At 32.4% G+C, this 21377-nt stretch carries 18 protein-coding genes and 1 tRNA gene; 12 read left to right on the top strand and 7 right to left on the bottom strand.

Annotation, left to right across the window (positions count from 1 at the left end):
• Nucleotides 1–14 precede the first annotated feature (14 nt).
• Nucleotides 15–1394 (top strand): dihydropyrimidinase, encoded by a 1380-nt coding sequence (gene hydA / locus ACFHWD_RS08575; RefSeq protein ID WP_378061416.1) that lies wholly within the window; start codon nucleotides 15–17, stop codon nucleotides 1392–1394.
• A 75-nt stretch (nucleotides 1395–1469) separates the two neighbouring features.
• Here the strand turns inward: hydA and ACFHWD_RS08570 are convergent, their stop codons facing one another.
• Nucleotides 1470–2519 (bottom strand): transporter, encoded by a 1050-nt coding sequence (locus tag ACFHWD_RS08570; RefSeq protein WP_150357207.1) that lies wholly within the window; start codon nucleotides 2517–2519, stop codon nucleotides 1470–1472.
• Nucleotides 2520–2704: 185 nt separating this feature from the next.
• Here ACFHWD_RS08570 and ACFHWD_RS08565 point away from each other — a divergent pair, with 185 nt between their 5' ends.
• The gene (locus tag ACFHWD_RS08565; RefSeq protein ID WP_150357208.1) at nucleotides 2705–3811 is read left to right on the top strand and encodes a hypothetical protein; all 1107 of its coding nucleotides are present in this window, start codon (nucleotides 2705–2707) and stop codon (nucleotides 3809–3811) included.
• A gap of 61 nt (nucleotides 3812–3872) precedes the next feature.
• Nucleotides 3873–4808, top strand: a complete 936-nt coding sequence (locus tag ACFHWD_RS08560) for a TIGR01212 family radical SAM protein (RefSeq protein ID WP_150357224.1) — start codon at nucleotides 3873–3875, stop codon at nucleotides 4806–4808.
• Between the two features lie 53 nt (nucleotides 4809–4861).
• On the opposite strand, the gene ACFHWD_RS08555 is transcribed toward ACFHWD_RS08560, so the two are convergent.
• The 6 genes from ACFHWD_RS08555 to murC form a co-directional block, all read right to left on the bottom strand.
• A complete protein-coding gene (locus ACFHWD_RS08555) occupies nucleotides 4862–5278 on the bottom strand; it encodes a hypothetical protein (protein ID WP_150357209.1) in 417 nt (138 codons plus the stop codon).
• A 73-nt stretch (nucleotides 5279–5351) separates the two neighbouring features.
• A complete protein-coding gene (locus tag ACFHWD_RS08550) occupies nucleotides 5352–5996 on the bottom strand; it encodes an HAD family phosphatase (RefSeq protein ID WP_150357210.1) in 645 nt (214 codons plus the stop codon).
• A 37-nt stretch (nucleotides 5997–6033) separates the two neighbouring features.
• Nucleotides 6034–7383: a [Fe-Fe] hydrogenase large subunit C-terminal domain-containing protein gene (locus tag ACFHWD_RS08545; RefSeq protein WP_179978182.1), complete on the bottom strand. Its 1350-nt coding sequence runs from the start codon at nucleotides 7381–7383 to the stop codon at nucleotides 6034–6036.
• 179 nt (nucleotides 7384–7562) lie between these two features.
• Nucleotides 7563–7638 (bottom strand) — tRNA-Pro (locus ACFHWD_RS08540).
• Between the two features lie 65 nt (nucleotides 7639–7703).
• Nucleotides 7704–8024, bottom strand: coding sequence for a hypothetical protein (locus tag ACFHWD_RS08535; RefSeq protein ID WP_150357212.1), 321 nt, complete (start codon nucleotides 8022–8024; stop codon nucleotides 7704–7706).
• A gap of 81 nt (nucleotides 8025–8105) precedes the next feature.
• Nucleotides 8106–9482 (bottom strand): UDP-N-acetylmuramate--L-alanine ligase, encoded by a 1377-nt coding sequence (gene murC / locus ACFHWD_RS08530; protein ID WP_150357213.1) that lies wholly within the window; start codon nucleotides 9480–9482, stop codon nucleotides 8106–8108.
• Nucleotides 9483–9696: 214 nt separating this feature from the next.
• On the opposite strand from murC, the gene purR reads away from it, so the two are divergent.
• The 9 genes from purR (at nucleotide 9697) to mfd (ending at nucleotide 21359) form a co-directional block, all read left to right on the top strand.
• Nucleotides 9697–10512, top strand: coding sequence for a pur operon repressor (purR, locus tag ACFHWD_RS08525; protein WP_150357214.1), 816 nt, complete (start codon nucleotides 9697–9699; stop codon nucleotides 10510–10512).
• Between the two features lie 101 nt (nucleotides 10513–10613).
• The gene (spoVG, locus tag ACFHWD_RS08520) at nucleotides 10614–10904 is read left to right on the top strand and encodes a septation regulator SpoVG (RefSeq protein WP_150357215.1); all 291 of its coding nucleotides are present in this window, start codon (nucleotides 10614–10616) and stop codon (nucleotides 10902–10904) included.
• Nucleotides 10905–11105: 201 nt separating this feature from the next.
• Nucleotides 11106–12476 carry a bifunctional UDP-N-acetylglucosamine diphosphorylase/glucosamine-1-phosphate N-acetyltransferase GlmU gene (gene glmU, locus ACFHWD_RS08515; protein WP_179978181.1) on the top strand — a complete coding sequence of 457 codons (1371 nt, stop codon included), beginning with the start codon at nucleotides 11106–11108 and terminating at the stop codon, nucleotides 12474–12476.
• Between the two features lie 21 nt (nucleotides 12477–12497).
• Complete coding sequence (locus tag ACFHWD_RS08510) at nucleotides 12498–13457, top strand: ribose-phosphate diphosphokinase (protein WP_150357217.1); 960 nt, start codon at nucleotides 12498–12500, stop codon at nucleotides 13455–13457.
• Nucleotides 13458–13682: 225 nt separating this feature from the next.
• Nucleotides 13683–14369: a response regulator transcription factor gene (locus ACFHWD_RS08505; protein WP_150357218.1), complete on the top strand. Its 687-nt coding sequence runs from the start codon at nucleotides 13683–13685 to the stop codon at nucleotides 14367–14369.
• On the top strand, nucleotides 14370–15785 hold the full coding sequence (locus ACFHWD_RS08500) for a HAMP domain-containing sensor histidine kinase (protein ID WP_179978180.1): 1416 nt from the start codon (nucleotides 14370–14372) through the stop codon (nucleotides 15783–15785).
• 83 nt (nucleotides 15786–15868) lie between these two features.
• Nucleotides 15869–17074 carry a S1C family serine protease gene (locus ACFHWD_RS08495; RefSeq protein ID WP_150357220.1) on the top strand — a complete coding sequence of 402 codons (1206 nt, stop codon included), beginning with the start codon at nucleotides 15869–15871 and terminating at the stop codon, nucleotides 17072–17074.
• 23 nt (nucleotides 17075–17097) lie between these two features.
• Complete coding sequence (gene pth / locus ACFHWD_RS08490) at nucleotides 17098–17661, top strand: aminoacyl-tRNA hydrolase (protein ID WP_150357221.1); 564 nt, start codon at nucleotides 17098–17100, stop codon at nucleotides 17659–17661.
• Between the two features lie 176 nt (nucleotides 17662–17837).
• On the top strand, nucleotides 17838–21359 hold the full coding sequence (gene mfd / locus ACFHWD_RS08485; RefSeq protein WP_378061409.1) for a transcription-repair coupling factor: 3522 nt from the start codon (nucleotides 17838–17840) through the stop codon (nucleotides 21357–21359).
• Nucleotides 21360–21377: the final 18 nt, after the last annotated feature.

The raw sequence follows: 21377 nt of genomic DNA, 5'->3' as shown, positions 1-21377 counted from the left end.
TGGAGGTGATTCACGTGTCTACTTTAATAAAAAACGGAACTATTGTAACTGCAGATGATATATATAGGGGAGATGTGTATATTGAAGACGAAATTATAAAAGAGATCGGTTTGAATATATGTAAAAGAGCTGATGTGGTTATTGATGCAAAAGGTAAATATGTAATACCAGGGGGCATTGACATACATACTCATCTTAATATTCATGTTGGAAAAGTAACGGCAAGTGATGATTTTTATACAGGTACTGTGGCAGCTGCCTGCGGGGGAACTACATGCATAGTAGATCATATGGGATTTGGTCCCAAGGACTGTGATCTGACGCATCAGGTAAAAGTCTATCATAAATATGCAGACGGAAAGGCTGTTATAGATTATGGATTTCATGGTGTTATACAGAATATAAATGATAATAGACTGGAGGAATTGAAAAAGCTGCTGGAAGAAGAGGGAATTCCAAGCTCTAAAATGTATCTTACCTATGATTTCAAATTAAGTGATTATGAAGCTTTAAGGCTCCTTGCTAGACAGAAAGAACTGGGGGGAATTACTGCAGTACATTGTGAAAATAATGATTCTATAAAATATCTTAAAGAATATTTTATCAAACAGGGTAAAATACAGCCCATATATCATGCTTTAAGCAGACCGGCTGAGGTGGAGGGAGAAGCAATAAACAGAATGATAAACCTTGCAAAGATAGCAGGGGATGCACCACTTTATATTGTCCATCTTTCTACGGAAATTGGTTTGGAATATATTAAAATGGCAAGAGATAGGGGGCAAATGGTATATGCAGAAACTTGTCCTCAATATCTTTTACTCACAGAAGATAAACTTAGGCAACCTGATGGATTGAAGTATATTTTCAGTCCACCTTTGAGAAGAGAAAGGGATACAGCTGCATTGTGGAGTGGAATTAAAGATGGATATATACAGACCATAGCAACAGATCACTGTCCATTTTTCTATAAAGGTGAAAAACAGCTTGGGAAAGATAACTTTGCAGGTTGTCCTAACGGGGGACCCGGTATTGAAGAAAGAATACCTCTTATATTTTCTGAAGGTGTTGTAAAGGGGAGAATAGGAATAAATAAATTTGTAGATGTATGTTCCACAGCTCCTGCCAAGCTTTCAGGACTTTATCCCAGAAAAGGACATATTGCAGTGGGTTCAGATGCAGATATAGTTTTAATAGATCCGGATAAAGAGGTTACTATGACCAGGGACATTCTTCACGAGAATGTTGACTATACTATGTATGAAGGATTTAAGGTGAGAGGCTATCCTGTTTTGACTATGGTAAGAGGAGAAATAATCGTACAGGATAATAAATTTATAGGGAAAAAAGGATATGGGAAATTTATAAAAAGACATAGGATAACTCACCTATAATCGACTTAATGATTGATGTTATATATCATATAAAGAGAGCTATTTCAAAGTTTTGAGATAGCCCTCTTATAAGTCTTATTTACTATATTCTCTTATATAAAAAATTATACATTGCAGTATAAATATGAAACTAACCACTCCAAATGCAGGGTATAATAGAGAAATTAAATTTATAAATCCAATTTGGGATATAGGAATTGTGATTAAAATGATTAAGATTACTGACTTATTGTAAGATATATTGAATATTTCCTGCAGATTTTTACCTACACTGTATACATCGGACACTTCTGTAGAAAACATTTCAAGCCAAATTACAAAAAGAAGCATTGTTTGAAGCAGCTTGCCAAATCGGTTGGCTATGTAGAGCAGAGGAATTTCATATTTAAATATGTAAGGTATATTTGAGATCAGTAAAAAGTTTATTATAAAAGCCAAAATTGTAAGCCCCAGAGCTCCTATAATAGATCCAGCTATAAGACTTTTTTTCTTGCCGATGGAAAGGCTAAGGGGTACAAGTACTCCGCTGCAGCATAGTACATTGAATCCTGAATATACTAATGAAGATAAAAGCCAGTTATTTTTGTAATAGGGTATGCTTTTTATAAAAGATAGATTTACATTTTTGTAGAAAATTAAATGCAGCAGAAATAAAGTTAATATTACAAGTATAAGAGAGGGTACTATTACTGAATTTATTTCCATCAGTCCTTTGGTATCTCTAAATAGGATAATTATGGATGCGAATACCATAAAAAATATACCTACCCACCTGGATACGCCAAAATATTGATGTATTAAGGCACCGCTTCCTGCCAATATTATTGAGGAACCTCCAATTAAAAAAAAGGTAGTTAAAAAATTAGTTACCATACCTAAAAATCCGGGGCTTACCAAAAGAATAAGCCCATCATAGGAATTTAACTTATATTTTATGCTTAAGTTGATTACTATAATAGACATTATTATGTATATAATACCACAGATTAATATGCCAAAAAAGCTTTTGTATCCATATTGAGTGAAAAATTGGCTTATTTCTTGACCTGATGCCAATCCTGCACCAACTACTGTACCTATAAAAACGGCAGATATTTGGAAAATTAAAATTATTTTCTCCTTCAAAGAGTGTACCCCCTAAATAAATCATTATTAATATAATTATATAAATGTAATATGAAAATAATGAATTATAAATTAAAATTCTATTTAGGGGAAAAATATAATTTATAAAATAGTAAAACAGAATAAATAAACGTTGAAAGGGGTGAATTTCTACTGCAGATATAATAACATGTAGTGGAAAGTACATGAAAAAAAAGGCTTTATTTCAAGTGACTTTTCTTATAGTTTTTTTTTGCGCCATGGTATCAGGATGTAATTTAAATAAAAAAGAGGATACAAAAAATGTAAATCAAAGTTTTGATATGAAATCTGCTACGGCTACAGCCGATATTTATATGAAATATCTCATAAAAGGTGATATGGAAAATGCTAAAAAGTTGTATTCTAAGGATCTTTTGAAAGATGCTCGTAGTGACGAAAATAAAAATTTGCGAATTTTAGGATATAATCTGATTGACAGCAGTGAAGTTGGAGAATCGGGAGTTTTAAAAATGAAAGTTGCAAGAGCTGATTTGATCAGACCTTTTGCAACTCTAGATGAATATTCCATAAAGGTAATAAAAGAAGGTAATGATTACAAGATCGGTGAAACCAATAATACACCGGATAGAGAAGTATTTGTGGAGAGAAATCAGCTGAAAATGAGGAGTAAAAATAGCGTAGTTGTAAATTTAATAACGGATATTGTAAGTATGCCTAATTATGTATTTAGTAAAGATGACAAGGCAAATGTGGAAAAGGTTCCTGTTCCAAAGAGAAATTTTGGCATTATGGATTTTTCTTATGATGGAGATCGACTGGCGGTGGTGACTTATTCTAGTGATTCATATATAGGCATAATTAGAATAAATGAAAGTATGCAGACCCAATCCCAGGATTCAGGAGATCAACAAGGCGATAGCTCAGGAGGGCAAGGTGGTGGTGGACAGCAAAATGAGCAGCAGGGAGCAGAAAAGCCTATAGGTAAGGATATAACCGATTTGGATGTTTTGAAAAATTCCAAAGTTGAATTTTTGGCTTTCTCTCCAGATGAAAAATTTATCGTAGTTCAATATACCAACAATGCAATAGGTAATTGTATACGGGTATATAAGACAGATTCTGGTGATATGATAAGCTATAAATTTGAAAAAGCGTTTCCTCTTGATAAGGTAAATGTGATTTTTTCCTCCTTTGATGAAGGAATATTGAGTTTTGATGTTGTCTCTAAAAACAATAGTAAAGGGGAGCTTTCTCAAATAATTGGGGAATGGGAATTGGATCTGAGAAATTTTAAGGCAGCAAAGATATGATATAATCTCAGTAGGTTGATTTTAGTACTTGAATTATTTTTGGAAAGGATAGGACTTGGGAATGCAGTGGGGTGACAAGGCATATTACAGTCTAAATTATTATTTGAGAAAAAAATTTGGATGCAAGGTTTTTAAAATATCCTTAGATGCAGGATTTTCTTGCCCCAATAGAGATGGAAGAATAAGTAAGGAAGGATGTATATTTTGTAGTAAAAGGGGATCGGGAGATTTTGCTGGGAATAGAAAAGTTTCTATAACGGAACAATTTGAAAATATAAAACAGATGATGAGTAAAAAATGGAAAAATGGAAAGTATATAGCATATTTTCAGGCGTATACTAATACTTATGCTCCAGTGAGAGTACTTAGAGAGAAATATGAAGAAGCTGTAAATCAAGAAGGAGTAGTGGCACTAGCTATAGCTACTAGACCGGATTGCCTTGGATATGATGTTTTAAATCTATTGCAGGAATTTAATAGAAAAGTTTATACCTGGGTAGAACTTGGTCTTCAGACTTCAGATGATCATACGGCAGGTATAATAAACAGAGGGTATAAATTGGAAACTTTTGAAAAAGCAGTAGCTTCACTTAGAAAAATAGGAATTGATGTGGTGGTTCATATAATAATGGGTCTACCTGGAGAAAATAAAATTAATATGATGAATACAGTAAAATATATTTCACATCAGGACATACAGGGGGTAAAAATTCATTTGCTTCATTTAATGAAACACACTCCTCTTGTTAAATTATATGATGTAGGACAATTAAAATTTATGACAAAAGATGAATATATAGACATGGTGTGCTGGACTCTGTGCAACATTCCTTCGGGCATGGTGATTCATAGACTTACCGGCGATTCACCTAGGAACCTGCTTATAGGGCCTAAATGGAGCTTAAAAAAATGGGAGATTCTAAATGAAATTGACAGAAGGATGAAAGATAGAAAAATATATCAGGGTATATATTTTCAAAATAAGATTTTACCCTAAGATTACCGTTGCTAATACTCCCATTTATAAATTTATCCTCTGCCAAACTCCAGCTATAGATTGCTGGAATTTGGTGAATTTGCTTTTATGCAATTGGACTTTATCCATCCCTTAGAGTTTATTCTAGAGCTTCCTGCAATAGAAACTTCATACCAGAATTCATTTAAGATCTCAATGCTGTCATGAACTCTTATTGGTGTATTTTTTTCTAAAGTATTTATTATACCTGAATTTAAAATAGGAGCCAGATATATATTGCTTTTTACAGTGACTAGGGCATTTACATATTGAGGAGTAATATATCTAACATTTATTTTTGGGGGAATTTCCTTAGATATTTTTGACTTCAAACTGTCATTTTCATATTTTAAAGATAATATCTGTCTTCTCTGCGAGGAAATTTTACTTTGAAAATTATATAGGATTACGGAAGTACAGATTATAAGCGTTATGAACAAAAAAGCCAACATTAATATTCTCCATATCTATTAATTTAATACATTATATTCAATATGGTACTTAAAGATGAAAATTTATATAATTTTACACTAGATCTGTATATTCAAAAATGCTCATATCTGTGTAAGCCAATATATCCTCCCACTGATAATCTGAATATGTATCATGTATGCCGACAACGGTCATACCTGCTGATTTGGCTACTTTTATAGCAGATAGGATGTCCTCAAATACAGCACAATCCTCAGGATTTAAATTCAGTCTATCAGCAGCTAAAAGGTATATGTCTGGGAATCCTTTTCCTCTTTTTACATCTTCTGTAGTTACTATTGAATCAAATAGATTGTATATTTTATTTTTCTTTAAACTTGTTTCTGCTATAGCTTTATAATTGCTGGTGGCGAGAGCCATTTTTATTTTTTTCTTTTTTAAGAGATGTAAAAAATCTCTTGCACCAGGTTTTAAAGAAATATTATGGGAATATTCATAGAAAAGCATATTGTACCACTCTTTTTGTATCTCAGATACACTTTCAGTTAAATTAAATTCATCTTTAAGATATCTTGCAGTTTCATCAAGGGTCATATTTTGAATAGTGTTTTTTAGTTCTATGGTAAAAGGTATATTTTTCTCACTTAAATATTCTTTATCTATATTTTCCCAAAGCCACATGGAGTCCAGGAGAGTTCCATCCATGTCAAAAATAGCTCCCTTGATATTTTCAAGCATGACGATCACCTCATATTGTGTTATGAAAAATAATATTTTAATTAAAAAATCGTTCTAACAATTTTATCTTGTTTTTATCTTTAAAATCCTCTATGGAATGTATGCCTATCTTATCCAATATCTCATTCATGCAGTCACTGTCAATGGAGACTTTTATTTCAGAATCATCGGCAAATTTATCCACATATTTTTTACCTTCTTCTTTTGGTATAATTGCCTTGGGCCCACCTACACACCCACCGATACATCCCATGCCTTCAATGAAATTAGCCTCTATTTCCCCATTTTGAGCTCTGGAAAGTATGGATTTGCATTCTTTTACACCATTTGCCTTTACTGCTTTGAATAATTTGTATTTTTCAGGGAAAATTCTTTTTACAGCTTCACTTACTGCAATTGATACTCCGCCTGTACGTGCATATAACCTTCCGCCGCTGGAAGCATATTCTGTAGAAGGCTCTTCTTTGAGCTCATTTGGATGTATATTAAGAGTATCAAATATATCTTTTACTTCTGAAAAAGTTAGTACAAAATCTATATTTTTAATTATGTCTTTTTCTTTTGCTTCAGATTTTTTAGCAATGCAGGGACCTATAAATACCACCTTGCAATTTGGGTTTAATTTTTTGAGTACTCTTCCTCCAGCGGCCATAGGAGAAACAGATGGTGATACGTACTTTATCAAATTATTGTAAATTTTTTTTAACATACCTACCCACATAGGGCAGCAGCAGGAAGTTATCATAAAATCTTTTTCGTCTTTTATATGATTATCAAATTCTATGGCCTCTTTTAAAGTGAGCATATCCGCAAAAAATGCCACCTCAATCATGTCTGTAAATCCTAATTTTTTAAAGGCACTTCTAAGTTTCCCAAGAGTTACATCTTTCCCAAACTGACCTATTATAGCAGGAGCTACAATTGCTATTACCGGTGAGTTGCCTTTTAATATATTCGCTAAGGGAAGAAATTGTACTTTATCCATTATACCTCCAGTAGGACAGGCTTCTACACAAAAACCACAGTCGGTGCATTTGTGTTTATCAATATGGATACTATTTTGGGCAGCATCCATTAAAATAGCATCAAAAGGACAGGATTTTTGGCATAGAGTTTTGCCGGTTTTGTCCATACATTCCATAGTACAGAATTTTACTTTATTGACTATTTTTCCATCAGGTTTGTAAGATTTTATTGCTTTTTTTAGATCCTCCGTAAAATTAGAACTGCAGTCTGTACTGGTGCCGCATAGTGAAGATATGATTTTACAAAGCTCTTTTTTATTGATTTTACTCTGTGATAAAATAAATTTTACTTCATCTTCAAAATTTCCATTATAATAGGATTCTATCAGGGATTTAAATAAATTTCTATATTGATCTTTCATATTAATGGTACAGCTCCTTATGTAATTGATTTGTTGATGAGCTCAAAGTTTGATTTAATGTATAGGAAACCCCTAGCTTAAAAATAAGCTGGGGCTCTTACTTTAACATAATATAAACTAAAAAAGGTAGGTATCATCAAATCAATAGATCTAAATATCCACAAACCCACCTATATAAATGGTCGGAGTGACAGGATTTGAACCTGCGACCTCTTGCTCCCGAAGCAAGCGCGCTACCATCTGCGCTACACCCCGTTTATATAATACATTATAACATATATTATATAAACGTCACAGTAGAAATTTTATATGAAAATATTTTATTTTGCAGTCATATTAGAATTATCGCCTTCACCTCTTGTAGGAACTGTTGACATTAAAAATCCTACCAGTATAGATACTAAAGCTGGAGATATTATATTTATATAAGCTATATAAGAGGTTCTGTATAATATGAATGCACTTAAACCTGTTATAATCAAGGTTATAAAAAACAGATAGATTATAAATTTAGCAAAAGATTTAAAAAATTTTTCATATAACTTATGCCTTATGGGTCCGCTGAGTATTTTTATAAATAAAAAATAGGATACTAGTATTAAGAATATATCAACTGATGCAGATATTAAAAAGTTTTTCAAATTAAAACACCTCCAATGGCTTATCAATTATAGTATTACCTTATTAGAAGTGTTTTAACACCAAATTATAGATTTTATAAGTTATTTTGATTGCAAATACATTTCACCTATTTTAAAAACATCTCCTGCACCTATAGTTAAAAAGAGATCTCCTTCCTTTAAATTATTTTTTAAATAGTTTACTATTGAGTTGAAATCTTTAATATAGCTGCACTTTATTCCTCTTTTTGAAATATCATTAGCTAGCATGGCTGAGCTCACTTTGCCGGTATCCTTTTCCCTTGCTGGATATATATCTGCGAGGATTAATTCATCTACATTATCAAAAGCGGAAGTAAATTCTCTGTATAAGTTTATAGTTCTCGAAAAAGTATGTGGTTGAAACACGCAGATTATTCTTTTATGAGGATAATTTTGAGCTGCACTTAAAGTTGCCTTTATTTCAGTAGGATGGTGGGCATAGTCATCTATTACTGTTATCCCATTTTTTTTGCTTTTAATTTCAAATCTTCTATGGGTACCTTTAAAATCCTCCAGTGCATCTTTAATATTTTCTGTTGATATATTTAAAATTAAAGAAACAGCTATACTGGCAAGCGCATTTAATATATTGTGTCTGCCCGGGATGGCTAGGTGTAGGGAAAGTATGGCTTTATTATCCTTGTACACTTTAAAGTAGGCACATCCATTTTTATCAAAATGTATGTCATGAGCAGTGATATTTCCGCTATTTATACCATAGGTAATTATATTACAGTTTACGCTGGATATTACTTTATTTATTCTATTATCTTCATTGTAACATACTAGATACCCATTCTGAGGAATCAATTTAGCAAATTTTACAAAGGCATTTTGTACATTGTCTATATTTTTATAGTAGTCAAGGTGCTCGGCATCTATATTTAAAATTATACCTATAAATGGGAAAAATTTCAAAAAGGATTCTTTGTATTCACAAGCTTCCGTAATGAAGTACGGACTGTTTCCTATTCTGACATTTCCATTTATAATATCTAAATTTCCTCCTACTAATATGGTAGGATCTAAATTTGCCTTAAGTGTTATAGAGGACAACATGGAAGTAGTAGTGGTTTTACCATGAGTTCCGGATACTGCTACGTTGTATTTATGACCTTTCATTATATTTCCTAAGAATTCAGCTCTGGACATTAAGGGAATATTTAAATTTTTAGCCTTTAAGAGTTCTTCATTATCTTCGGAAATAGCGGCTGTATATACTACTAAGTCTATGTCCTGTGTTATGTTTTCAGCAATTTGACCTATATATATTTGAGCGCCCATTGATTTGAGTTTGTCTGTTATTGGAGAAGCTTTAATATCAGAACCGGATACTTTAAAATTATTTTCAAGCAAAATTTCAGCTAGGCCGCTCATACTTATTCCGCCTATGCCTATGAAGTGCACTTTTTTATTTTCTACAAAATCAAATGACAATTTAAATCACTCCTTATATTAACTAACCTATCAATAATTATATACAAAAATTAGCTAAAAAACACAATAAAATTATATTTCTATGTAAAACGTTTTTATTTCTTCAGGTGTTTTATAAATAAGTATTGATTAACCGTAGCTTTTAGAATACAATATGAATAATAGAGTATAATATTAGAATATTATTCGTAAAGTTATATAGATAGGTGATAAAATGCAAAAATTTAGTAGAAACAATAGAATAGCTGCAATAACGAAAATATTACTTGAAAATCCTAATAAAATAATGGGACTGAATAATTTTACCGAAATGTTTAATACTGCAAAATCTACAATAAGTGAAGACATAGTAGTAATCAGAGACACTTTGAGTAGATTGGATATGGGAAGAATAGATACTGTAGCAGGGGCGGCAGGTGGAGTTAAGTACATATGCGGTATATCTCCTGAAAAGACCAAAAAATTTGCTGAAAAATTATGTATTATTTTGAAAAATAGAGAAAGAATAATACCAGGTAATTTTTTATACATGACGGATATAATGTTTAATCCAAATATAATACATACAGCAGGAGTGGTTTTAGCGTCTATTTTTATAGATATGGATATTGACTGTGTGGTTACAGTGGAAACGAAGGGAATACCCCTGGCTTATGAAGTAGCTAAAATGATGGGGGTTCAACTTGTGGTTGTGAGGAGAGAAACAAAATTTACAGAGGGTTCTACCATAACTGTAAATTATGTATCTGGCTCTACAGGAAGAATTCAGAATATGTCATTATCTAAAAAAGCATTGAAAAAGGGAAGCAGATGTATATTTATCGATGATTTCATGAAGGCAGGCGGAACTGCCATGGGTATAATTGATCTTTTAAAAGAATTTGAAAGTGAACTTTTGGGTATAGGATTTTTAATAGATAATGTGGGAATTCCCAAAAAATTAGTACAAAATTATGTATCGATAGTGGACTTTGAGGGTATTAATGAAAATGGGAATGCACTATTGACTCCTTCAAAAATGTTTAGCTAATGAAGTTTTCAAAAAATTTTATTAGTTTTTAACAAAATAAGGAGGAAAAAAATAAAATATAGAGAATAGTATATACATAAGCATCTTGGAGGTGGATTTATATGCAAATTACAGACGTTAGAGTGAGGAAAATTGCTGCCGAGGGTAAGATGAAAGCTATTGTTTCAGTAACCTTCGATAACGAATTCGTAGTTCACGATATAAAGGTTATAGAGGGACAAAATGGTCTTTTTATAGCAATGCCAAGTAGAAAAACTCCTGATGGAGAATTTAAAGACATTGCTCACCCAATAAATACTCAGACTAGAGAAAAGATACAAAAAGCAATTCTTGATGAGTACGAAAAAGTTAAAAGTGAGGAAGTTGCTACCGAACAAAAGACGGAGGAATAATAAAGGGGAGTGTTTGCTCCTTTTTATTATTTCCTGTTTTTTTTGTATATTTAAGGATATCTGAAAGAGAGTTTTTTAGAATTATTCCGAAAATTATATATGAGGTTGCAAATAATTTTCATATAAAATATAATATTATAGAGCGTTTTAATATGATATAGTGTAGAAAAATGAGCTTATATGCCATAAAGAGGTGTTAAAATGTATAATTGTGCTATAATATTAGCGGCTGGCAAAGGGAAAAGAATGAAATCTTCTATCCCTAAGGTTTTACACAGAGTATGTGGGACAGAAATGGTTAACATAGTTATTGATGTTGTGAAAAAAGCACAAATAGAAGACATAGATGTAGTAATTGGCAGGGGGGCAGAACAGGTAAAGGAAGCTACTAAGAGTAGAAACGTAAAGTATTCTTTCCAAAATAAGCAATTGGGTACTGGACATGCGGTTTTGTGTGCCAGCGATTTTTTAAAGGATAAAGAGGGGACAGCAGTTATATTTACGGGAGATTCACCTTTAATAGAAGAAGATGTTATAGAAGATATGTTAAATTTTCATAATAAAGGTAGATATAAAGCGACTATATTGACATCTATAGTAAAAGATCCTAATGGATATGGGAGAATTATAAGAGAAAAAAATGGAGAAGTGCTTAAAATAATTGAACATAAAGATTGTTCATTAGAAGAATTAAAGGTTAATGAAATAAATTCCGGAATGTATTGCTTTGATATAAAGGAGCTTGTTGAAAGTTTAAACAAATTACATAACAACAATGTTCAAGGTGAGTACTACTTAACTGATGTCATAGAAATATTGAAAAATAAGGGTGAGAGGATAGGGGCCCTTCCAGTAAGTTTTGAGGAAATTATGGGGGTCAATTCCAGAGTACAGCTTTCAGAGGCTGAAAAGGTTATGAGAAATAGAATAAATAATGTGCACATGGAAAATGGAATTACACTTATCGATCCAAATACTACTTACATAGGACTTGATGTTAGAATAGGGAAGGATACCATAATATATCCAGGTAACGTGATTCAGGGAAATACTGTTATAGGAGAAAACTGTATATTATATCCTAATTCACGTATAAAAGACAGTGTGATAGAAAATAATGTGACAATACAGAGTTCAGTGATACTAGAGAGTAAAGTGGGAGAAAATGTTACGGTAGGACCTTTTGCATACATAAGACCTGAGAGTGTGATAGGCAATTCAGTGAGAATAGGTGATTTTGTAGAAATAAAAAAGTCTATTATTGGGGATAAAACTAAGGTATCTCATTTGACATATATAGGTGATGCCGAAGTGGGGAATGAGTGTAATTTTGGATGTGGAACTGTGGTAGTGAATTATGATGGCAAAGTGAAAAATAAAACTTTAATTGGGGATAATTCATTTATAGGGTGCAACACAAATTTGGTTTCACCAGTTAAAGTAAATAACAACACTTATATAGCAGCTGGATCTACTATAACAGACGAAGTCCCGGAAGGATCACTTGCTATAGCTAGAGCAAAGCAGGTAAATAAGAAAGGTTGGGTATATAAAAAAGGATTAAGGAAATAAATTTTAGGAGGGCTTTACATAATGATAACCCATGGTAAAAATATTAAAATTTTTGCGGGAAATTCTCATCCTGAATTGGCTAAGCAAATAGCTAATATCTTGGGAACTGCAGTTGGAGATGCAAAGGTTTCGACTTTTAGTGATGGAGAAATATCTGTAGATATTAATGAAACCGTAAGGGGTATGGATGTATTTATAATTCAATCCACAAATAATCCCGTAAATGATAATCTAATGGAACTTCTTATCATGATTGATGCATTTAAAAGAGCATCAGCGGAAAGGATAACTGCTGTAATACCTTATTATGGATATGCCAGGCAGGATAGAAAAGCCAAGGCGAGAGATCCGATTACTGCAAAATTGGTAGCAGATATACTGACAGCTGCAGGAGCGGATAGAGTTCTTACAATGGATCTGCATGCAGCACAAATTCAAGGGTACTTTAATATACCTTTAGATCATCTTCTAGGAGTTCCCATACTGGCAAAATATTTTATACAAAAAGGATTTAAAGAGAGAGAAGATATAGTTGTAGTATCTCCGGATCTCGGAAGTGTAACAAGAGCCAGAAAATTTGCGGATAAACTCCATGCACCTATAGCTATTATCGATAAGAGAAGACCAAAAGCCAATGTATCAGAGGTAATGAATATAATTGGGGATGTAAACGGGAAAATCGCCATATTGGTAGATGACATGATAGATACAGCTGGAACTATAACAAATGGCGCTCAGGCTCTTGTGGATAGAGGGGCAAAAGAAGTATATGCATGCTGCACTCATGCTGTGTTATCTGGACCAGCCATAGAGAGAATAAGGAATTCTGTTATAAAAGAACTTGTAATGTTGAATACAATAGATCTTCCAAAGGAAAAGATATTGGATAATTTTAAAATATTGTCTATAGCTTCGGTTTTCGCAGAAGCTATAAGGAGGATATATGAGGGCGTTTCGGTAAGCAAGCTGTTTGAAGATTGATGAGGAAAGAGCATGTAGAATTTTTTCTACATGCTCTTGTATTAAGATGTAAGTCCATTTTGTAACTTATTTGTAACTTTTAAAGAGAGAATATTTTTTATATAGACATATGTGATAAATTTAATTGTAGATAATTAATAATTAAATGTAAAATATTAGTGTAATTGATTGGGAAATATAATTAATAATAAATACTATGGATAGAAAGTGATTAGGAGGATGATGATGGAGGGCTCAATAGGTAAAATTTTGATTGTAGATGATGATGAAAATATTTGTGAAGTAATAAAGATGTATTTGGAGAGTGCAGGATATAAAACACAAATTGCAAATGATGGAAAATCAGCAGAAACTCTATTTCTAGAATATAAACCGGACTTAGTGTTATTGGATATAATGCTTCCCAATATAGATGGCATAGATGTGCTTAAGTGGATAAGGAAAGAATCTCAAATTCCTGTGATTATGCTCACTGCCAAAGGAGAGACTTTTGATAAAGTTTTAGGACTTGAACTAGGGGCAGATGATTATATAGTAAAACCTTTTGAAGCCAAAGAAATGTTGGCCAGAATTAAAGCGGTGTTGAGAAGATATACTGTAGATAATGATAATAGAGAGGTACTTAAATTTGAACAATTGACAATTGATATAAATTCATACACAGTTATATATAAAAATGAAGAAATAAAGATGCCTCCCAAGGAATTTGAATTGCTGTATTATCTGGCTAATAATAAAAACAGGGTATTTACTAGAGAACAGTTATTGTGTGAAGTTTGGGGATATGATTATCCGGGAGACTCTAGAACAGTGGATGTTCATATTAAAAGGCTTAGAGAAAAACTTCAAGGAGGGCCTAACTGGCAAATAGAAACAGTATGGGGTGTAGGGTATAAATTTGAGGTGAAATAGATGAAAAAGGGGTTATTTTCAAAACTTATGGCTGCATTTATTGCAATTATTATAGTGAGTTTTGTAATGACAGCGGCTTTTTTATCCTATTGGTTTGAAGGATATTATTTTAAAAAGAGAGAAAGTGAATTGCTCAGAGAATCTCAATTTATAAAATATAAGGCTATTCAATATTTAGATGGAAACTTAACAGTAGATGACATAAATGAAACTTTAACTTATATAGGAAATTATCTATCAGCAGACATATGGCTTGTGGATAATTATGGATATGTATATTCTGTTTCAAAAAGTGAACACAAAAAATTAATAGCTACATCAAAACAAATAGTTACCAGTGATCTAAAGGAACTTAGAGAAAACAAAACAGTAGATAAGAGTGAGACCTATTCAAGTGTATTTACGGGTCCAGTCCATACTTTTGAAATACCAATTTTTTCAAATAAAGTTTTTAAGGGTGCCATAATGATGCATACATCAATAGATGAATTAAAGGGACCCCTCATAAGAGTATATGAAATCATATGGATGTCAGCAGTTTTTGCCATTATAATATGCTGTTTTGTAATTTATTATTTGTCCCAGAGAATAATAATAAAGCCGCTTAAAGTAATAAATTATGCTGCGGATAAAATATCCAGGGGTGAAGTGGAGAAGAGAGTCGAGGTTAAATCAGACGACGAAATTGGTGAGTTAGCGAAGTCTTTCAACAGTATGGCAGATTCCCTGCAACAAGTGGAAAAAAACAGAAGGGAATTTATATCCAATGTATCTCATGAAATAAGATCTCCAATAACATCTATAAAAGGTTTTATTGGAGGAATGATTGATGGAGTTATTCCAGCGGAGAAACAAAATTACTATCTATCTGTAACTTATTCTGAGATACAGAGGCTTACCAGGCTTGTAAATGATCTCCTGGATTTGTCGACTATTGAATCGGGACAGCTTAAGCTTAGAATAGAAAAGGTGGACATAAATGAAGTTATAAGATTATGTGTTATAAAATTTGAGACCAGAATAAATGAAAAGAGATTGAAAGTAGATGTACTTTTAGAAGATGATAAACTCTATGTGGCAGCAGACAAGGATAGAATAACCCAGGTAGTTACGAATTTAATCGATAATGCTATTAAATATGTAAATCAAGATGGAAATATAAAGATTTTTACTAAGATAAAAAGCGAGAAGGTATTGGTATCCATATATAATGATGGCTCTAATATACCAGAGCCTGATATGAAATATATATGGGATAGATTCTATAAGCGTGATAAATCCAGGACTTCAAAAATAAGTACAGGGCTTGGACTTCCTATTGTAAGGAGCATCCTTACCCAACTAGGCGAAGATATATGGGCTGAGAATAAGGAACCTAATGGGGTTATGTTTACTTTTACTTTGAAAAGAGTTTAACAAATTATTTTATTTTGTTCATATTTGTGTAAAACTTTTTTATTATAATAATTCTAGATTTTAGATATTATGAGGTGTATTTAATGGATGATAACAACAGATATGATAACATAAAGGATGTTTCATGGGAAAACGTAGAGTCCAGTAAAGCAAAAATAAAATTTATAAATAGCAAGAGAAGATCAAATATGGTGAAATTAGGGAAAATGTGTTGCTTTATTCTGATAGCTGCTGTTTCGGGAGGATTATCTGGAGCTTATATGAGTAGTAAAAAGGAAGTTACTAAAATTTATACACCTAATAATAATCAGGTAGTAGTTGAATCCAATGAAAATGTTAATAGGGCTAAATCGGAAGATAAATCGGGAAATACGTCGGAGAATTCTATAACTGAGGTGGCAGAAGCTGTGAGTCCAGCAGTAGTGGGTATAAGTAATAAAGCAGAAGATTATTTTGGACTGCAGGATTTAGGGAGTGGTTCCGGGATAATAATAGATTCAAATGGATATATAGTTACAAATTATCATGTAATACAGGGTGCGGATAAAGTTATGGTTAAATTGTCCAGCGGAAAAATACTGGATGCATCTGTAGCTGGTGTGGATGAAAGGTCTGATTTAGCTGTAATAAAAGTAAATGCAAAAAATCTTCCAATAGCTAAACTGGGGGATTCTTCTAAAGTGAAAGTTGGAGATGCTGCTATTGCCATAGGAAATTCTTTAGGCGAAGAATTTCCAGGCTCAGTTACAGCAGGTATAATAAGTGCAATAAATAGGAAGATAGAGTATAATGGAGTTATATATAAGGTTATTCAGACTGATGCAGCTATGAATCCAGGGAATAGCGGAGGCCCTCTTTGCAATATACAGGGTTATGTCATAGGTATAAATAGCCTGAAATTAAGTGCTGGTTCCAAGGTAGAGGGAATTGGTTTTGCTATAACTATAAACGAGGCAAAAAATATAATAAAGTCACTTATAAGCAATGGTCAAGTTTCGAGGCCGGAATTAGGTATAAATGGAGAGAGTGTAATATCGCAGGATAATAGAGTTCAGGGAATATATATTCAGCAAGTGGAGAAAAACAGTGGTGCTTCGGTGGCGGGTATAAAGCCTACGGATATACTGATAGAATTAGATGGGAATAAAGTAAAGAGTATGTCAGATATAGAAGCTATATTAGGAGGACATAAATTAGGAGAAAAAATTTTAGGTAAAATTTGGAGAAATGGGGAAATTATAGAAATGCAGATAACTTTGTCTCAAATTCAAAAGGATAATCAAAGATAAAATAGTAAGATTGGAGTGAATTGATGTTTTTAATAGTTGGCTTAGGAAATATAGGGATTGAATATGAACACACGCGCCATAATATAGGATTTGATGCTGTAGATCTGTTAAGTAGTAAGTACAATATTGTTTTAAGTAAGAAAAAATTTAAAGGAACTTGTGGAGAAGGTATTATAGAAAATAATAAAGTTGTATTATTAAAACCAGATACTTATATGAACTTGAGTGGAGAAAGTGTGGTGGAAGCTGTAAATTTTTATAAAATAATGGGCAATAATATAATAATAATACATGATGATATAGATATTCCTGTTGGAAGACTTAGAATAAAAACTCATGGAAGTGCCGGAGGTCATAACGGGGTAAAAAATATAATATTTAACCTGGCTACAGATCAATTTGTAAGAGTGAAGATAGGCATAGGACAACCTGAAGGTCAGCTTATATCCCATGTTTTGGGTAGATTTTCTAAAAATGATAAAATTTATATGGAAAAAGTTCTAAAGGTCAGCCGAGAGGCAGTAGAATGTATTTTGAAAAATGGCGTAGAAGAAGCCATGAACAGATTCAATGGGTTGCTTTTATAGTTTGTATAAATAAAATAGTATAAAAAAAACCGTATAATCTCTCTAATAAGGAAGAGATTGACGGTTATTGTGCGTTCAATTAAAAATGTTTAAAGTTGGAATTTGTAAGTAGATATTGTGATAGATAATTTTATTAAGTTATGATGGATGAATAAATTTATAGGGTGGTTGTTAGGATGAGATTAGAAGGGCTTATGAAACCCATTAAAAAAAGTGATAAGTTTAAAAATGTCATAAAGGAAATATCCAGAGATAAATTTCCTATAGGAGTGTATGGACTTTCAGAATCTGCGAGAAGTTATTTAACATATGGAATATATGAAACTTTAGATAAGCCGATCTTGATTGTTACTCACAGTGATGTAGAGGCTAGGAAATTGTATGAGGATTTATCCTTTTATTTGTCTCAGGTATATTATTTTCCAACTAAAGAAGTGGTATTCTACAATATAGATGCTATATCTGGAGATTTGAGATGGGAAAGATTGAAGGTAATAAGACAGATATTGAATTCACGCAAGAAAATTATAATAACTTGTGTGGAATCATTGAGTTCAGTATATATTCCTGTAGAATTATATAGAAGATATATGTTTAAAGTATCCGTTGGAGATGTCTTAGATTTAAAGGATATTGCAGAAAGACTAATTCAATGTGGATATGAAAGAAGTGAAGTTGTAGATGCAAAAGGCCAGTTTTCTATAAGAGGGGGTATAATGGACATATATTCTCCAATTTCTGCGGAACCATATAGGCTGGAGTTGTTTGGCAGCCAAATAGAATCTATTAGAAGTTTTAATCTGGAATCTCAAAGAAGTATTGAAAAAGTGGATAGTATAGAAATTTTTCCTGCCAGAGAAATTATACTTGACAAAAGTAGAATTAGAGCCGGGGAAGAGGGAATAAAAGAAGATCTGGCAATAGTAGTTGAGAAATTAAAAAAATTAAAAGACAATGAAGCAGTTAAGAGAATAAAAGAAATTACCGTAAAAAATTTAGAAGTTCTTGAACAAAGCTGGAATTTTGAAACTATTGATAGCTTTTTACCTTATTTTTATGAAAATCCATCAACTTTTTTTGATTATGTAAAGGATTATTTTATAATCATGGATGATGTTCAAAGATGCGAGGGAAAATTAAATAGTGTATATTTTGAATTTGAAGAAAACTATAAAAGCTTTTTACAAAGAGGAAATATACTTCTTAAACAGAGTAAAATGCTCATTGGTAAATCTCAGCTAATTGAAGAACTCAAGAGGAGAAAGAGCATTATATTAGATCCTATTGCCAAATCAGTTAAAACATTTTTACCCAAATCAGTAATAAATTTTTCGCAGATAACTCTCAATGATTATCATGGACAAATAGATCTGCTTATTGAAGATATAAGAGATAGAAAATCTAAGGGTTTTAGAATATTGATTTTATCAGGTACAAGACCTAGAGGAGAAAGATTGGTTGATACCTTGAGAGATAGGGATATAGATAGCAGCTATAAGGATGTAGTACGTGAAATTATGCCTGGGGAAGTGGTTATAACTTTTGGAAGCCAGCTAAAGGGTTTTGAATATCCAGAGCTCAAGTTGAGTGTTATTTCAAGTAAAGAAGTCTTTGGAGAAGCTAGGAGAAAGAATATAAAAAAGGCCGTGAAAAAGGGTGCAGGTAAGATCAAAAGTTTTACTGAGTTAAAACCTGGGGATTTTGTAGTTCATGTCAATCATGGAATAGGTGTTTATAAAGGTATAAAACAACTGGAATTTCAGGAGCATAAAAAGGATTATCTAGAGCTTGTATATGAATCTGATGACAAATTATATGTGCCGGTGGAACAACTTGATATGGTACAAAAATATATAGGGGCTGAAGGTAAAACTCCCAAAATAAATAAATTAGGAAGCTCGGAATGGGCGAAGGCCAAAAAAAAGGCTAAGAAGTCTATAGAGCAGATAGCGGAGGATTTAGTAAAATTATATGCTATTAGATCTACTTTAAAAGGCTATAGATATTCAAAGGATACCGTTTGGCAAAAACAATTTGAAGATGAATTTCCATACGAAGAGACGCCAGATCAATTATCAACCATTCAGGATATAAAAGAAGATATGGAGTCAGATAAAGTTATGGATAGATTGCTCTGTGGTGATGTGGGCTACGGTAAAACTGAAGTTGCTGTAAGAGCAGCTTTTAAAGCTGTAATGGACGGCAAACAAGTTGCCTTTTTAGTTCCAACTACTATATTGGCACAACAGCATTATAATAATTTCGTTCAAAGATTTTCTGATTTTCCTGTAAAAATAGATATGATAAGTAGGTTTAGAACCCCTGCTCAACAAAAGCTTACTATAAAGGCTGTGAAGGTGGGAAATGTGGATATATTAATTGGCACTCATAGGATATTACAAAAGGATGTTCAATTTAAAGATTTAGGACTTCTTATAATAGATGAGGAGCAAAGATTTGGCGTCAGTCATAAAGAAAAAATTAAGAAAATCAGAAAAAATGTAGATGTATTGACTTTAAGTGCTACACCTATACCGCGAACTCTCCACATGTCACTTGTAGGAGTCAGAGACATAAGTGTAATAGAAACACCACCAGAGGAGAGATATCCTATACAAACCTATGTGGTAGAATACAATGATCAATTGATTAGAGATGCTATGCTCAGAGAAATAAATAGAAAGGGACAGATTTATTTTGTATACAATAGGGTCGAGAACATAAAAGAAATGGCCGCCTATGTATCAAAATTAGTTCCAGAGGCCAAAGTAGCAGTGGCCCATGGCCAAATGCAGGAAAGAGAACTTGAGAATATAATAATAGATTTTATGAAAGGTAAATATGATGTTCTTGTGTCTACAACTATTATAGAAACTGGCATGGATATACAGAATGTAAATACCATGATAATATATGATTCAGATAAGATGGGGTTATCTCAGCTCTATCAATTAAGAGGAAGGGTGGGACGAACAAATAGAATAGCTTATTGTTACTTGACTTATAGAAAAGATAAGGTTCTGACAGAAGTAGCTGAGAAAAGACTGAAGGCCATTAAGGAATTTACAGAGTTAGGATCTGGATTTAAGATAGCTTTAAAGGATCTGGAGATAAGAGGGGCAGGCAATATGATGGGTGCATCACAGCATGGACATATGGCTGCCATAGGGTATGATCTATATTGTAGAATGCTTGAGGACACTGTGAAGCTTATAAAAGGTGAAATACACAAAGAGCCGGTGGAGACTACTGTGGAATTGAAGATAGATGCTTATATACCGGATAGTTATATAAAAAATGAAGTTCAGAAAATAGAAGTGTATAAGAAGATAGCTGCTATAGATTCCTATGATGATATGCTGGATGTAAAAGAAGAATTGGAAGATAGATTTTCTAGTATACCATCTTCAGTACAAAATCTTATGGATATAGCCTATATAAGGAGTATTGGTAAGGAACTTGGGATAGAGGAGATAAAAGAAGTAAAGAGAGAAGTTGTATTTACATTTGAAAGTCAAAATAGAGTGGATCAAAATGTAATGAAGGGCCTTTTAAAAAATTATTCAAGAAAAATAGTACTAAAAATGAATAAAAAGCCTGGTTTTGGATATAGATTAGAAAATGTAAAAAGAGAAAATATTTTAAGTGATATTAAGAAAATTATTAATTATATGCTACAAATATATGAACAAAAATAGCTTTGTGGTAAAAATACT

The organism is Clostridium sp. MT-14, assembly GCF_042436595.1.
Classification (GTDB): Bacteria; Bacillota; Clostridia; order Clostridiales; family Clostridiaceae; genus Clostridium_B; species Clostridium_B aromativorans.
This window is presented reverse-complemented; position numbering and strand designations above follow the sequence as displayed.